The organism is Maritimibacter sp. (genome assembly GCF_016774595.1).
GTDB lineage: Bacteria > Pseudomonadota > Alphaproteobacteria > Rhodobacterales > Rhodobacteraceae > Maritimibacter > Maritimibacter alkaliphilus.
Map to the genome: position 1 here is coordinate 837,734 of NZ_JACBWT010000001.1, position 15,591 is coordinate 853,324.

Sequence of the window (15,591 nt, forward strand, 5' to 3'; positions counted from 1 at the left end):
AACGATGACGACTCAACGGGAGCCTGTAAAGGATGGTTCAGCCCACACCCAAAAGGTGTGGTTCGAATTGTGACATTCACGCAGGTATCCGTCTAAACATTCACGCTACGTTCATGCTTTATTCGGCAGTTCTCTAAACACGAAATCTAATGAATTCAAAGACAAGCCTACTCTTGCAAATCCGTGTACACCGGTTCGATTCCGGTACTCGCCTCCAATACCCCTATCACCCTGAAAACATTGAGGAAAACCGCCTGTTGTCCACTAAGAAGTTGTCCAACTTGGACCACATCGAAGGGAAGGACACGGGTGAAATGCGCTACCTCAAGCAAGCGAGAGGGGACGGAAGCGGCTATGTCTTCCGCATGGTGACCCCGGAAAAACTGAGGGGCAGGGAAAACCCTTGGACCGGCAAGCCATTCGGAAACGAGATCAAGAAGGGGCTGAACACCCGCCACCGCCCCACAGCGCGACAGCGCCGTGATGTCATCCTTGGGGAGATACGGGCGCTTGAGATGGGTGCCGAAGCGGCAGACGGCTTCACCATGCAGTCCGCCCTCGCATGGCGCGAAGAAATCGCCGCAGCGAGAGAAGCCGACCCTACCGGCCATGAGGCCGAGATCCTTGCCCTGACCCTTTCAGGACGCCTTGAGAAGGAAGAGGAAGGACGGGACGCGCCGCCCACCAAGACCCTCCGCCGCTTCGCGAGGGTGGCACAGGGCAGCGGCTTCCCCTTGTCAGAAGCGGTGCCGCAGTACATCCGGGAGCGGAGCCCCGATAACCCCTTCGGCTTCAAGCCACTGAAACGTGCGACCGTGAAGGAAGTCGAGATCGCGGTCAGTCACCTGCGCGACTTCCTCGTGGACACAGAAGATGCGGCTTGCCTAGAGGATGTGACCCCGAAGCTCGCACGGTCGTTTCGTCAGGACTACTTGCCCTCAATCACTTCCAAGAAGACCAAGGAGCCGATGGCAGCTCGCACCGCCGAGAAGTACGTCACCATGCTCCGGAAGCTATGGGACTGGGCCATCTCTGACCGTGAACTCACGTCCGCCAAGTACAGGTCGAACCCGTGGGACTTCGGTTGCTCCATCCCTCGCGACAGGAAACGGGATGAAGGCGTGCGCGAAGCATTCACGGCGTCAGAGGTACAAGCGCTGCTGGCACCTAAGCCGCGAGGTACCCGTGAAGGGGACGCATTCCGCCTCGCACTCGCAACCGGAGCTCGGATCAACGAACTGGTGTTGCTTGAGGTGGCCGACGTCGAACCTGACGCATCAGGGCTCTACATCCGCGAAGGCAAGTCGTCGAACGCGGCCCGCTTCGTGCCCCTTGTTGGCGACGCCAGAGCCCTTATGGGCGCTCGCCTGAGTGCTCATGGCCAAACGGGTAGGGTATTCCCCGAATGGCCCATCAAGCCCTCCACAGGCACCTGTGGCGCTGTCACGCGCTGGTTCATTGACTTCAGGCGGAAGATCTTGGGCGAAGAGAGTGAGGGCCGAGTAACACTGCACTCCACCCGGCACACATGGAGAACCGCAGCTCGCCGCGCTGGAGTGGCCGAGCCCGACGTCAACGACTTAGGAGGCTGGGCGGGTCCCAAGACCTCGAACTCCGTGTACGACCATGGCTTGCTGAAGGAGCAGCTTGAGGAGGCTCAGGAACAAATCTGGCAGGAGCTAGAGCGTTCAGACTATCTGATCGGCTTCTAGCTATCATTCTCACTGGTGCGCCTGCAAATTGTCAGGCTAAGGCTTGTCGTCCAGAGGGCCGAGACCGCTTCCGGTCGAAGCGCCCAAGTGCCGAGTTTCCAAGCAAAAGCTTGGTAGGACACAGCTAGCGACGTACGAGCTGGTCTAGCGCATTTGCAAGGTCTCCGAGGTCGAGGCCGACGGCAAACCCTCTAAGCTCACGTCCCGTGTCACTCGCATCGTTGAGGAGCGCTAGCTCACGCAGCCAAGCATTGGCAAGGGTGTCGGTCCGAGGCGTCTCTTCTAGGCGCTCCACAACGCGAGCCACAGTGAAGCCTTGGGTTGAAGACCGCCTTGTCCGGGCTCTTGCCCTATTCCCTTCTCGACGCAGTAGTCTCGCGCCGAGATCGGCCATCTGTCCAACGATACGCTGAGGAGCGTTTTCCGGGAGGAACGCGACATAGTCGATGAAGGCATCAATGTCCTTTTGGTCATTCGCTGCATTCACCACGAATTGGAGCACATGTTCGCTGCGGCCGAAGTTTTCCTCAATGCGCACGAGTTGATGTCGACGTTCCGCGCTCGTTCGCGCCGATTGCACTGACTGCATCAGAGTGACGATCTGGAGGTCTTCCTCCCTGACCCAGCGGATGTCGGCATCTTGGAGGATCGTCGTTTCGTCGATTAGGGTGCTTAGGCTGACAGCGGTATCGCGCAAGTCCGCGCCGGTGAAGTCATAGCCCCGCAGGTCCGCACCGCAGAAATTGAGACCACGCAAGTTAGTGTGACGGAAGTCTTTAGCTGGGTCGAGACCGGACATAGCAACAAGAAGGTCGAACCGGACAACTTGGGCCGCTTGAAGGGCTTCGATCGCTTCCCGTTCTTGGTCCGTCAGGATGTCTTCTAGTAGCCGCGTCATTGCTCTGACACCTCGCACTTCGAAACCACCACGGTGCTCATGCTGTGGCCCTCACCGGATTGCGAAGCTTCCCGCCGCATAGCCTTCTCGAGGACCTTCGCGATCACCGCTTCTTTGTTGCCCCACAGCTTCAGCTTTTTTCCGATCCGCTCTCCTCCTACGGGCTGCACCACCACGTGGCGGCCAGCCACTTGGAGCTCGCCAATGACAGCGATGCGGTTCCCGCCCTGTGACCGCTCCAAGGAACAAAGGCGCTCTCCCGCGATCGCAGTCCCGGACAGCAAGTCATTACGGGCACATCCGGCAGACAACGCCCTTATCCTCCATGATCCATTGGGCAGGGCCACGACTGGCAAGTGGGTTCGCTTCAGCTCCTTCGAGTGTTCCTGTTTTCCACTCCGCCCCGCCCTAGCAGTGACATTCGCCGTAACTGCTTCCGGCGACGCCCCGATCCCACCTTCGAAGCCGATGGATTGCTGGCTACTACCGGAGCCAGTTTCGTCGAGCTGTGGTAGTCGTTCACTGCCGTAGTCGGAACCCAAGACCCGTTCACAACCTTCCAAGTCCAACTGAAGTCGCGCTTGCGAGAAGCCCACTCGATACTCGCTTCCACCCAATCCAATGGTCGTGTCCGCGAACACAAGCTGGCACATCAGCTCGTATGTCTCGCCCGCACTTGAAATCCGCAGCTGCAGTTCCGTCAATTCGGGCAGTGGGTTCAAAGGGGCATGCAAAAATTTCGGTTCCAAGAGACGGCCTCCTACCAACCCAGCTGAGAGTGTCGGACCTTGGGCCAATGATCAACTGTGGGTGGCATGCACTAGCTGGCCAAGATCCGGTACACTGAAGTCCGTGCGATGCCGAGCGTCCTCGCTATTTCGGTCGCACCTTTGCCCTCTTCAGCGTGTAGCCGCCTAACCTCATCCACGTCGATGGTAGGCTTGCGGCCCTTGTAGACGCCGTTCTCTTTCGCCTTGGCGATCCCTTCCATCTGACGCTCGCGTCGTAGGTTCGTCTCAAACTCCGCGAAGACACCGAGCATCTGGAAGAAGGCCTTGCCCGCAGCGGATCCAGTGTCCACGGGTTGCTCCGTCGCTCTCAGCGCGACGCCGCGTTCTTGCAGCTCTCGCGCAATCGCGGACAGGTCATCCATCGAACGCGCCAGACGGTCCAGCCGGGTCACTACAAGGGTGTCTCCCTCTTGGACGAAGTCGAGCAATGTCCGCAGTTCGATCCGCCCCTTCCGGCTTGTCCCACTCACCTTCTCCTCTCGGACCTTGTCGCAGCCCGCAGCCAACAACGCTTCGCGCTGGGCGGTCAGGTCTTGGTCGCTCGTGGAAACGCGGGCGTAGCCGTAGGTGGACATGGGTTGCTCCTGTGTTCCTTTTGGGTCTTAGACCCTCCCCACCTATCGCCCCATAATTCCGAATACAACCCTAATGGAACACTATTTCTGTACCGTGGAAATGCTCCCTAAGGGTATACCCAAAAGGAACCTCCGATCACCATTCGACCCGGCACGCTACTTCGGATAGTTTGCATCTCAGTAGATCGTTGGAGTATCAAATCACTGATCCAAAGGGAGCAAGCAGGTTGGTGTTGCGAGTATTCGATGGCAACGACATCGCATTGGATTTTCACGAAGGCGGCCAACGTCTTGCCATCACCTTTACGAGTTTCGAAAGGGACGGCGGCGCCAAAGTTGATGGATGGTCCGGAACAGTTGACCGCTTGGGCTTGTCCGGTCTCTTCTTCATCTCAAAGAAGAACCACTGGTTCAACTCAGTTGAGCTTCCTGAGGCACTCGAAGCTGCCAATGCGATCAGCAGGCGTTATGATCAAGTCACCGCGCTGGGCGGAAGTATGGGTGCGCATGCCGCCATCCGCTTGGCCGAGCGCTTGGCCGTAGATGCAGTGGTGGCTGTCTCGCCGCAATACTGCATCCGGCAAAGCTTGGTGCCATTCGAAAGAAGGTGGCAAGACTGTGCACAGAACATATCGCATTACGACACTCAGATTTCCGAAGTCGTCCCACGATGTCCCGTTTACATTATATTCGACGACGCCTTCACCGACGACTTGAAACATGCCCAACTCATCCAAAGGTGGACAGAGGCAATGTTGGTCCCTCTTGCCCATTCGGGACATTCCAGTGCAACAGCCCTTGCTGATCTCAGGCTACTCGACAGGATGTTCGAATTGACGGGCAATCCCACCCGCGACGCAACTATCGTGCATGAGATCGAGCGGTCCTTCGCTGAGAACTCAGACCGTTCCGCAACCGTTATATGTAACCGGTTGGAGGCACTGACCGCCTCGGAAAGACCGTCTGCCGTAGCCGCGATACCCAACGACGTTGTGGGAATAGCCAAGAGCAAAGCCCGACTACACCGACTGATTGAGCAGGTGCGAGCACACACCCCAAACCAAGACGAGAACGAAGCACATAGGGCTGCAGCTGAGCACCAGCAAACCTTCAAGAGTATGAGGTTGTTCCGGTGGATGCTCGGCCAATAGCCAAAATGGTCCGCCTGCTTCTCACCGCCATATTTAGTCTTGAGCGTACGGTGTAAGCCAAAAAGCCAATTGCCCCCCTCGGATGATGACATCTCCGTGGACATGCAGTTGCAGCCCCATGGGGGAACGAAGCCGCCAAGCAATAGTACGTACGCCCGCTGAGAAATCTGCGGCGAAAATAGGCCGGATGGTGTGGCTGCCCGGCCCTCACGGGAGGACAGTAGCGAGGTTCGGCTGATGGGGGCCGTGTGGCTCTGTGCTGCCCTGTGAGAGCCCTCCGCCCACTGTTGCGACACGGTGGGTGATCTTGCGCTTTGTCGGTCCTGTAAGAGGCTCTCAGGCGCTTTATCGGTGTCGCAAGTCAGCGCGACAGGAAGTCATCGTCAACGTCGGTTTCTTCTTGGTTCCATTCGTCGCCGTTCTCGAACCTGTCGCGCTCGACCCCATACGGATCAAGGATGTTTTCGGCGATGTCGGCATGTTCTTCGATGAGAAAGCTAAGGCCCTGCCTCCCCAGCCGCTTAGCCACCACGGCCGCCGCCGCCTCAATCTGGTTCTCGGCCATAAAGCCCAGCGCCTTCCCGATCTCTTCGTCGAGTTTGGCTGTCTTTGCGGCGATCATTTCGTCGATCTCGTCGTCGGTGTAGTCGCGCCTCTCCTTTCCCGCGAGGAGGTCTTTGACTTGCCACCTGTGCTTGGGAAGTGCTGCCTCTGGGTCTAGTCTCAGAAGTTGTTTCCGGTCCCGTCGCATCCTGCCAACCGAACCGTCACCCACGCCAGTCGCCTCGACAATCTCGCTTTTGCTGTAAGCTGTCTCGCCGACGCAAACGAGTTGCCAAGCCGCATCCATCCGTTCCGCAGTGGTCATTGCCAAGCGCGTCTTATTGTTGTCCTTAAGCGCCAGCAGACGAGCTCTGTTCAGCGAACAACTGTGAATACGCGCCCGGACCTTCCGATGCTTGCCGTACCGCCTGTAGGCTTCAAGCCGGTGGTGGCCGTCAACGACGGTTAAGTTGCCTCGCTCCCCGCCTTTCCATAGGACCAATGCGTCGAGCTCTTGTCCCCGCCTGAGAGCGCCGATCAGCATGTCTACATGGTGTTCATCAAGGTCGAAGTGTCGAAACTGAAAAACGTCTGTGTTTTGTTCAATAGAATTAAGCGAAACACTCCTCCTCACGACGCTCATATCGGATTGATTTTTCATGCTTTTCTTTGCCCCCTAAGCGTCTTGAAGGTCGTTGGTAGTAGTGTGAGGGCCTATGCCAATGGACCACCCTGATGTGGTATACCCTTGCTGCCCTCTATCCGGTTGGCCCAAGGGTTTCACATCGGCGGCCTGAGTTCCAATGCTCACATGGGTCAGCGGACAGTGCGCTTCTATAGTTCGGCTTCCACTGGTTCGCTCCTTTCCGTTTTCCCTACAACTTCGCACCACCACGATGATGGAAATTGTCAGCCCAGTTGGACCCGTGGTCGTCGCATCAGGTGTCCTAAGGGTCAAGGCAGGGCCGTTGCCAGTACGGCAGGCCTATGGCGCTGCTACACGACGCAGGAGACCAACTTCGCATGGTGATGCTTCTCCTGTGGGACATCAGCGACTGGGTTTGACACTTCGGAGAGATAGGCGACGGCTTTCTTCTAATGGTGGCGGGTAATGCCATAGCTGAAGACCCGCCCCACCCCGGTTCTCTGCGATCTTGCTCCGGCTGCCACCTTGGGGTTACCCTGTGGTCCACTGAGGACGACACATTGAATGGACAACACCAGCGCGTAAAATCACTCAAAGTCAGGTACTTAGGTTAACCGGCGTCGTATCCGGTACTCGCCTCCAATACCTCCCCACAAACTGCCCGGTCCCCCGCTCCAGACCGCCTTGAGTGGCCAGTCCTCACAATCCCCGCAAGCGAAGCGCGACGCATGATCGTCTGCGCCCTGCCCCCAGATGCGGCGCTCGCGACGACCCCCTTACCCGCCGATGATCGCGAACGGCGCCCAATACGCGGGGTGGCGTTCGAAATCCGTTTGCGCGCCGTCCAACATGTCGAGCACGGTTTCGCGCAGGGCTTCGGCGTTGGACAGGTCGGGCTTGGCTGCGATCCGGGTGGCGATGCCGGATCCGACGCGGGCGGAGGCGTCGCTGAAGACGGACCAGTGGGTCACCATCAGCGCGCGGGCGCCGGCGTGGAAGAAACTGCCGGCGAGGCCCGACAGGCCCTCCTGCCCCGGGTTTTCGCCCGCGGCCGTGTTGCAGGCCGACAGGATCACGAGACGCGCGTTCAGGTCGAGCGTCGCGATTTCCGCGGATGTGAGAAGGCCGTCGTCCGTCACGCCCGGTGCATCGGGCGGGGTCAGAAGGAGGCCGGGTGCAATCGTTCCGGCCTCACCGGAGATCAGGCCGTGGGTCGCGAAGGCGACCACGCCGTAGCGGGCGAGCGCGCCTTCACGGTCGAGGCGCTTCAGCTTCGTCTCGGTGGCGGCGGGTCCGAGGATCAGGTCGCCCTTGCCGAAAGCATCCTGCATCGCCTCAAGCTCGCAGCGCGTGTCCGGCAGGCGGGCATAGGCGCGCAGGGCTTGCGGGTCCGCAAGGCGCAGACCGCCTGCGTCGAACCCCAGAACCGCCCTATTCGACGATTGTCCGCCGCGCAGCAGCCCCAGACCGACTTCGGCGCAGTCAATGCTCGTATCCGCGCCGACGATGGGGTCACCGATTCCCAGAAAGCCCTCGGTCTGATCCTCATGCGGCGCCCGAAGCGTCGAAAGGGCGGGAATCGACGGCAGGACCGAGATCGCATGCTCGCGAACAAGCCATGGCGCGGAGGCGAGGTCATGCGGCCCCGGCGCGCGGACCAGCGCGGAGAAGGGCAGGTTCAGCAGGTCGCCGGGCGGCGCGATGATAAGGTGATCGGCCGCGTTCAGGACGTCTTGGACCCCACCGAAGAGATCGGCGTAAAGTCCGTAAGCGACGTTCCAATCGAAGGCGGGGGTCGCCGGCTCTGCATTTTCGTCCAGCGACAGCATGGCGCCGCGCATCGTGGCGCTGCCTGTCGTTACGCCACATGCGCCGTCGCTGACCGCCATTTCGCATCGAAAGGCGGCGATTCGCGCGACAAGGCTGCCGCGCCCCGCTTCGGCGACGGGGGCGATCCGCACCTCGTCCCGCGCGATCGCGATCACCTTGTTCGAGCTTGGGCCAAGCCCCGGCACCGCGTCGGGTTTCAGGCCCGGAAGCAGGAAGGTGACGAGGACTTCGCCGGGTGTCAGCAAAGCCTGAATATCAGCGACCGTCAGCGGCGTGATCGGGGCCTGCCCGGTGAGGGCCAGCCCGGCATCGGCCAGCGCGGCCTCGGTCCGCGATAGCGCGTCCGACAGCGCGGCCTGCCGTTCGAGATGCGTGGCCGGGTCTTCACCGCGCGCATAGGCGGTCGTCAGGGCCGAGCGTGAGCGGGTCAGAGCCTCGACCACATCCTGCCGCGCCCGGATCGTAACGGCCTGTGCCGGGTCGTCGATCATCATGCGCGCGTTCATCTGGTCCACGGCTTCGGCGGCGCGGTTGACCTGCGTCCATTGAACGGCCGCCAATGCCGCGTCGATGTCTTCAGGGGGCGGGGCATCTCGATCGAGCAGAAGCCAGGCGTAGATGTCGAAGGTCCAGCGGTTCGCCCCCAACTCGTCGCGGTTCTCCGGCGCGCGGTAGGCGGCGACGGTGCGGGCAGCGAACGTCCGGGCCGCGTCACGATCCCCCCGCATGACGGCATCGACCGCCTGCCGGAAGGCGATTTCGGCAGCCAACGGTGCGGTCGGCGGCAGCGCCTGAGCGGCGATGACCTGAGCCTCGGCCAGAAGGTCGAGCGCGATGTCGGAACGCCCCAGAACCATCAGTTGATCGGCGGCGTTGTGAAGTTTCTGCGCCCGATCTGCATGGACATCGGGGTAGCCGCGGCGCACCAACTCGACCCAGCGCAGGGTCGCCGCGACGCCATCCCGCCCGGTCGCGGCGGCGAGATAGGCGTCGATCTCGGCGATCTCGACCTGTTGCCGCAGGTCTTGCGCGTCGCCAAGACCCGCCGCACGGGCCTCACCCAGCAGCGCGTCCGCCTCCCCCCTCAGCGCCGCGGCCGCCTCGATGTCTCCGGTTTCGAGCGCAAGTTTCGCCCGGTTGGTGGCCAGCACCGAACGGTCGAAGGGCGCGAACGGCGCCATCCCGGCGGCAAGGTCCGCGTTGTAGGACACTTCGGCCTGTTCATAGAGCGCGCGCGATTGGTCATAGGCCCCGATCTGCCAGGCGTTGTTGGCGAGGTCTTCCAGCAACAAGGTCCGCTCACCCATCGCGGCGCGTCCGCCTTCGGGATAAGCCAAAGCCTCCTGCAAGGTCGCCGCCGCACGGGCATAAAGGCCAAGGCGGCTTTCGGCATCCGCCCGTTCCCGAAGCGCGACACCGATGCGGGGATCGTTCGCGGGATGGACGATGCGCGCCAGCGCGACCGCGAGTTCGGCATAGCCAAGCTGAACCGCGCTGCGTTCCGCATGTTCACCGCGTCGCGTGCGCTCAAGAATATTCGCAGCGATCTCGGTCAGGCTTTCGCGCTCGTCCTCGGTCATCGTGCCGACGCCCGCCCAGAAAGTCAGGGCATCCGCCGCTTCGCCGAAATTCTCGGCCTCGTAGTGCATGTAGAACTTGGTCCAGAGGGCACTGTGGGCGAACTCCTCGGCAAGTTGGGGTTGTGCGGTTTCGACGAGCAGGATGCGCGTGTCGATCAGCGCGGCGACCGCCGCGATGTCGCCCTCGGCTTCCAGCGCCAACTGCCGGTCGTAGAACACGTCGATGCCATGCGCGCTGGTCCAGACCCCGGTCACCGCCACCATCTCGCGGTAGTAGCCGAGCATCTCGACATACCGTCCAAGGTCGAAGGCAAGATCGCCGGCCGCGCTGGCCGCGAAACCATGCGCGGGCGTGTCACGCGTGACCTGCATCATCCGGCGCAGCATCTCGGTCGCGGGTCCGGCGCCGTCGCTCCGGCCCAGCACTTGTGCGCGTTGAAGAAAAGCGGTGCCCAGCACCCCCGGGTCGTCGATCTCATGCGCCTCGCCGAAGGCCACGGCCCGCGCGCTCAGGTCATCGGCCCTTGGGGCGTCGCCCTGCCCCATGACCAGAAAGGTCAGGTTGTTGAGCGCGAGAAGATAGGCCGTGGGATTGGCCTCGGCCACGTCCGGTGGCGCCGCCACGGCGTCCTCGGTCACGGACAGGGCCGTTTCGGCATCGCCCGCGCCATAGGCCGCGATGGCCTGCGCGTTCAAGGCGTCGAGGTCCTGAGCCGCCGCGGGAAGCGCGAGAAGAAGCGCGAGCGCGACGGCCAGTGCCGACCTAGCCTTCGACATGCCCCGCGATCCAATCGAAGTAGTTCGACAGGCGGGTGTAGACGGCATAGAGGTTCGGATGGGCGCACCGATGTTCGGCATCCAGCGCCTCGCGCCCCCAGCTGACGATGCCGACCTGCACCCATGTTCCATCGGTCGCCTGCATCATCAGCGGGCCGCCACTGTCGCCGCTGCATGAACTGCGTGCACCGGATGGAATGCCCGCGCAGATCATGTTCTGCGACAAGGCCGGCCCGATGTTGTTGGCGAGGATCTGGAACGCCTGTTCCAGCGCATCCATCGGGATGTTGTTGATGTCGCCGAGGTCGAGCAGCACCCCGCCCACCTGCTTGCGGGCCTCTTCGGCCATGCCGGTATCGCAGGTGGCGTTCGGAACCACGTTGATGTCTGTCTCCATCAGGACCGGGGGAAAGGTGCCGTCGTCGAGCATCCCCCAGCCCACGACCATCGCGGGCGCGTTCGGGATCACGGCCCCCTGCGGGATGAGCGGAATCGTATCCGTTCCGGCCCCGCCATAGATCGGCTGTGCGAGCCGGATGAGCGCGATGTCGTTGTCCAGCGTCCAGGGATCGTAGTCCTCGTGCACGACGAATTCGGCGGCGAGGTTCACGTTGCCGTCGTAGATCGAGTTCGAGGCCGAGCGGACCACGAGCGCATCCGCCGGTTTCACCTGACCGTCCTCGTCCACGAGGCAATGCGCCGCCGTCAGAATCCAGTCCTGCGTGATGATCGTGCCGCCGCAGAGTTCGGACAGGAAGAAGTCGCCGCCGGTTTCGTCGAGCGTGGCGGTGTCGTGCAGCGACACGGCGGCGGGCCATTCGCCCTCGTCCGCCGGGCGTCCGCCGACGATGCGCGTATCGCCGGGTTCGCCCGCTTCGGCCCGCCGGGCGAGGATATAGTCGCGCATACTGTCGACGCTCCGGGCGCGCTCGCCCCCGTCAAGGCCCTGCGACAGGGCCGGGGCACCCAGCGTCGCGGCGCCGAGTGCAAGGATCAGAAGTCGTTTCAAGGGTCCGTCCTCCTAAAGGGTCAATTCGATTCCAGTTCCAGAAAAGCCACCGGTTTGGGCACGACCGTCCAGCGCCAGCTTTCGACCCAGACGTCCGCCACGCCTGCCGCCGACATGGCGCCACGGGTGACGCGGCCCGACGACAGGCCCGAAAGAAAGTCGTTCACCGCCGTCACTTGCGGACCGCCGCGCGTCGCGGCATCGGCAGACCCGCAGTTTTCGATCAGGCCTTCGAGGTTCAGGGGTTCCGCATTCGCCATCGCTTCGGACACAATGACGAACATGCGCTCCTCCCCGGCGCCGTAGCCGCCCGGGCAGTCCGAGCACAGGAACATCCCCTCGCCCACCCTTTGCGCCGCCGTCGCATCCTCGATCCGGGCATAGCGGGCGTTGATGCAATAGTGTGAATCGATGTGGATGCGGTTCACGTCCCGCGCCCCGCCGACGACGCCACGCGCCGAGACCGTCAGCCCGTCGCATTGCTTGAGTTCGGCGTGAGGCGCGAGCGGCACGGGCGTGGCATTGGCGCGCCCGATGGCGGCCCGGCATTCCGTCTGCGGTGACACACCGGCATCCGCCGGTTGCAGATCGGCGGCGTTGACCGCGAGAACCTCGGTCTTCACCTCGACCGGGCTCGGGTTCAGGATCGACGCCGCCCCGGCAAGCGATCCGAACAGCCGTGCGGCGGTTTCGGCCTTGGCGATGCGCGTGACGATCGGGCCGAGCGGCCCGTCATCCGGTGCCCAGCGCAGGCCGATCGGAAAGCCGCCGACGGTGGCGCGCGGACCGAACCACAGCGCCGTGCCGTCCCACACGGTCTCGACCTCATAGGCTTCGCTCGACAGGCTGAGGGCAAAGGCCGGATCGCCCATCGCATCACTCAGGGCCAGGACGACAGGGTGGTCGGGTGCAAGCGACTCGCCCGAAGCCAGATCGACCGGCGGCGCGAAGCCGACACGAAGGTCCACCGGGCGCGCCAGAATCTCGGCAAAGCGGGCGGTTTCCGGCAATTCCCCGGCAAGGTCGCACAACTCCGCCTCCATCGGCACGCAATCCGGTGCGACGGGTCGAAGGAGCGCGTCGGTCGCCCCCACGGCTTCAAGCTGGGCGAGGCCCGTGAAATCCCCGGACGAGGCATTGGCCGCGTCGACCAATCCGACGAGCGTGCCATCCGTCATCCCGTGCACCAGCCCGGCCCCGATCAACTCGCCGTCGACGGGGAAGCGCCGCACCCCGATCGTGGTCGCATCGCCGAACAGGGTCGCGTCGATCAGATCGCCCTCCCAAAGCGGGGTTTGCAGGCGGGCCGCGCCTGGCACGCTCTGGTCGTTCATGTCGGACAGAACCGCCTGGAACAGCTGTCGGAAGGTGTAGGTCGCCTCGCCCACCAGATGCGCGGCGAGGCGTGAGGTAAAGACGCCGAACCAGTCCTCCCCCCGATCTTCGCCGCCCATATCGACTTCGCGCGCGGGCTCGGAGCTTTGCGCGGCATAGAACGCGATGATCCCACCGGGCAGGTCGGCGCTGCCCGCATCGTCGCGATCTTCGCGCCGGGCGCCGCGTTCGGTCGAGGCGCCGAGCGAAGCGGGATCGACAAATCGGGTGGCGACGTTCGAGCCGACACCCCGCAGGCCGGTGCCCGAATTGCAGCTATCCATGACAAGCCAGACATTCGCGCCGGTGGCCCGGATCGCATCGACGGCGGCCCCGATCTCGTCATCCAGAATGGCATTCTCGATCAGTCCCGTGCCCTCGGCAGCCCGGCCCGCATCGGCAGGCAGAAATACCTCGTCCAACCCATCGGTTTCGTCGCCGTCCCGGTCGGTCTGCCGCGTGCCGTGGCCGCTGAGATGGATGAAGACGAAATCGCCTGCGCCGACGGTCGCGGCCTTTTCTGCCAATGCCGACAGGATCGCGGTCCGGGTCGGTCGCGTCCCGCCCTCCAGATGATCGGCGAGGAGCGTGATGTCGGTGACACCGCGCCCGGTCAGCGCATCCGCCAGAAGCCGCACGTCGTTCGGCGGACCCTTCAGATCTCTGATCCCGGATTCGATGGTGTAGTCGGCAACCCCCACCAGAATGGCGGATACCTCGGCACGGCTCGACCTCGGCCACAGGGCCGCGATCAGGATCGCAATGACGAGCGCGACGGTTTTCACGGGTCTTCCCCCACCGAAAGAAACTTTGGCGCAATTGTGATTCGAGAAATTATCGAACCGAGCCTACGCCCATTTCGCCCATTTCCCAAACGACCCAATTCGACGGCTTTACAGAAACGGACCAGCCGATAGCATGTCCCGACGTTCGGCAACCGGGATTCATCATGTCGTTTCTGCGCTTTTCGTTTCTGATTGTCGCGATCCTGATGACCAGCGCACCGCGACCGGCAAACGCCCAGACCGAGCGTGCGTTTGCGCGGCTGCAACTCGAACTCGCCGACCTTTCGACGCTGCCGATCGACGAGGCGCTCGCCCGCGTGGATGCGGCGCTTGCCGGGGCGGGTCTGGCCGATCCGCGCATCACCTTCGACCTCGGAATGCTCAAGGCCGAACTGCTCGTCGAAGCCGGACGGATCGAAGAAGCCGCGCGGTTCTTTGCCCAGCTCGGCGCCCTTGCCGCGCGCGAACGTCAGGTGCTGGAGGAAGACCCGGTCGCGCTTTACGACACCGCGGCGACGCTGTTCGTGCAGGCGGGCAATCCCGCCGCCGCGCTTGAGATGGTTCAAGGCATCCTTGACGAACAGCGCGATTCCGGGCGGTCGGGCGATATCCTGTCCGCCACCTTCGCGCGTCTGGCCGATCTGGCCCGGCTGGCGGGCGACGAGGCAGCCACCGAAAGCTATGCGGCCTCCGCAGACTTCGCCGCCTCAGCCCCGGCCTCTGGCTTCGGGTCCACCCGTAGCGAAGGTGACGGCGGCTTTCACGAGGTCGAAGTCTTCTACGCGACGGACCGCGCGCGCGGGGACGAAAGCCAGCCTTCGACCTTCTATTCCGGCATGCGGGGGGACGCGCTGGAACTCGGCATCGCCATGGTGAGCATTCCGCCGGACCACACCCCCGCGCTCGTCGAAGCGCCGAGCATCTGGCGGCTGGAGTTCGGGCCGAACCCGGCGAAGCATGTCGTGCTTCACAGCGTCGTGCCGGTCGAACCCGGCGACTTCTACGACACGATGCGAACGCGGCTTGAGGATCGGGCCGCCGACGACCTGTTCGTATTCGTGCACGGCTTCAACGTGCCGTTCGCCAAGGCCGCCCGCCGCACCGCGCAGATGGCCCATGACATGAACTTTCCGGGTGTCCCGGTGCTTTACTCATGGCCCTCGCGCGGCAGCGCCTTCGCCTATGCCGCGGACGAGGCGTCTGTTCGGGTGTCGGCCCGGCGGTTGACCCACTTCCTCGACGAGCTCGTCGCCCGGTCCGGCGCAGGCACGATCCACATCGTCGCGCACAGCATGGGCAACCGGGCGCTGACCGATGCGCTGGAGTTGATGGCGTTGCGCAACGACATCGAACAGGGCGACGATCCGGTCTTTTCTCAAGTGGTCTTCGCCGCGCCCGACGTGGATGCCGGTCTGTTTTCGGGCATGTTGCCGACGATCCGCCCGGTGGCCGAACGGCTGACGCTCTATGCCTCGGACCGGGACTTCGCCCTCGCCACGTCCCGCCGCCTGCATGGCAGCGCACCGCGTGCGGGTCAGGCCGGAGACCTGCTGCTTGCCGACCCGAACCTAGACAGCGTGGATATGTCGGACCTTGGCGACGACATGCTGGCCCATACCTATTTCGCAAGCGACAGTTCCGCGCTGGCCGATCTGGTCACGCTGTTCTGGCGCAACGCGGACCCGTCGCAACGCTGCGGGCTGGCCCCGCGTGCCGCACAGGCCGGGACGCTCACGCTTTGGCATTATCAGGCGGGCGCCTGCGACGACACCACGCTGGTCGAGATCATGACGCATCTGCAAAAGGCCCGCGTCACCAGTCTGGACGCCGCCGAGAAGATCCTGACCCAGACCGTGCGCGACCCGCTGCTGCTCGACAGCCTGACCCCCGTGCTGGAACGCCTGATGGCGCACTAGGCGG

The 15,591-nt window shown here is 63.1% G+C and carries 10 protein-coding genes; 3 read left to right on the forward strand and 7 right to left on the reverse strand.

Annotated elements, in window-relative coordinates; all coding sequences use genetic code 11:
- Positions 1 to 257 precede the first annotated feature (257 nt).
- Entirely contained in the window at positions 258 to 1,712 is a 1,455-nt protein-coding gene (locus HOY44_RS04185) for a tyrosine-type recombinase/integrase (RefSeq protein WP_287433213.1), read from the forward strand.
- Between the two features lie 124 nt (positions 1,713 to 1,836).
- Here HOY44_RS04185 and HOY44_RS04190 read toward each other — a convergent pair whose 3' ends face one another.
- From HOY44_RS04190 to HOY44_RS04200, 3 genes are all read right to left on the reverse strand, one after another.
- Entirely contained in the window at positions 1,837 to 2,610 is a 774-nt protein-coding gene (locus HOY44_RS04190; protein ID WP_287433214.1) for a pentapeptide repeat-containing protein, read from the reverse strand.
- Entirely contained in the window at positions 2,607 to 3,359 is a 753-nt protein-coding gene (locus tag HOY44_RS04195) for a hypothetical protein (RefSeq protein ID WP_287433215.1), read from the reverse strand. Before HOY44_RS04195 ends, HOY44_RS04190 begins: the two co-directional genes overlap by 4 nt.
- Positions 3,360 to 3,430: 71 nt before the next feature.
- Positions 3,431 to 3,976, reverse strand: coding sequence for a recombinase family protein (locus HOY44_RS04200; protein WP_287433216.1), 546 nt, complete (start codon positions 3,974 to 3,976; stop codon positions 3,431 to 3,433).
- A gap of 188 nt (positions 3,977 to 4,164) precedes the next feature.
- Between HOY44_RS04200 and HOY44_RS04205 the strand changes: the two genes are divergently transcribed.
- Complete coding sequence (locus HOY44_RS04205) at positions 4,165 to 5,127, forward strand: hypothetical protein (RefSeq protein ID WP_287433218.1); 963 nt, start codon at positions 4,165 to 4,167, stop codon at positions 5,125 to 5,127.
- Positions 5,128 to 5,488: 361 nt separating this feature from the next.
- Here the strand turns inward: HOY44_RS04205 and HOY44_RS04210 are convergent, their stop codons facing one another.
- From HOY44_RS04210 to HOY44_RS04225, 4 genes are all read right to left on the reverse strand, one after another.
- Complete coding sequence (locus tag HOY44_RS04210; protein ID WP_287433219.1) at positions 5,489 to 6,331, reverse strand: ParB/RepB/Spo0J family partition protein; 843 nt, start codon at positions 6,329 to 6,331, stop codon at positions 5,489 to 5,491.
- A gap of 761 nt (positions 6,332 to 7,092) precedes the next feature.
- On the reverse strand, positions 7,093 to 10,503 hold the full coding sequence (locus tag HOY44_RS04215) for a CHAT domain-containing tetratricopeptide repeat protein (RefSeq protein ID WP_287433220.1): 3,411 nt from the start codon (positions 10,501 to 10,503) through the stop codon (positions 7,093 to 7,095).
- Positions 10,490 to 11,512: a S1 family serine peptidase gene (locus tag HOY44_RS04220; RefSeq protein WP_287433221.1), complete on the reverse strand. Its 1,023-nt coding sequence runs from the start codon at positions 11,510 to 11,512 to the stop codon at positions 10,490 to 10,492. The genes HOY44_RS04215 and HOY44_RS04220 overlap by 14 nt, the downstream gene beginning before the upstream one ends.
- 20 nt (positions 11,513 to 11,532) lie before the next feature.
- Entirely contained in the window at positions 11,533 to 13,671 is a 2,139-nt protein-coding gene (locus HOY44_RS04225; protein WP_287433222.1) for a caspase family protein, read from the reverse strand.
- Positions 13,672 to 13,835: 164 nt separating this feature from the next.
- On the opposite strand from HOY44_RS04225, the gene HOY44_RS04230 reads away from it, so the two are divergent.
- On the forward strand, positions 13,836 to 15,587 hold the full coding sequence (locus HOY44_RS04230) for an alpha/beta hydrolase (protein ID WP_287433224.1): 1,752 nt from the start codon (positions 13,836 to 13,838) through the stop codon (positions 15,585 to 15,587).
- Positions 15,588 to 15,591 lie beyond the last annotated feature (4 nt).

What these genes read in the sequence shown, in the direction of transcription:
- HOY44_RS04200 (WP_287433216.1), bottom strand. Translation starts at nt 3,976, where the DNA reads ATGTCCACCTACGGCTACGCCCGCGTTTCCACGAGCGACCAAGACCTG.
- HOY44_RS04190 (WP_287433214.1), bottom strand. Translation starts at nt 2,610, where the DNA reads ATGACGCGGCTACTAGAAGACATCCTGACGGACCAAGAACGGGAAGCG.
- HOY44_RS04230 (WP_287433224.1), top strand. Translation starts at nt 13,836, where the DNA reads ATGTCGTTTCTGCGCTTTTCGTTTCTGATTGTCGCGATCCTGATGACC.
- HOY44_RS04210 (WP_287433219.1), bottom strand. Translation starts at nt 6,331, where the DNA reads ATGAAAAATCAATCCGATATGAGCGTCGTGAGGAGGAGTGTTTCGCTT.
- HOY44_RS04215 (WP_287433220.1), bottom strand. Translation starts at nt 10,503, where the DNA reads ATGTCGAAGGCTAGGTCGGCACTGGCCGTCGCGCTCGCGCTTCTTCTC.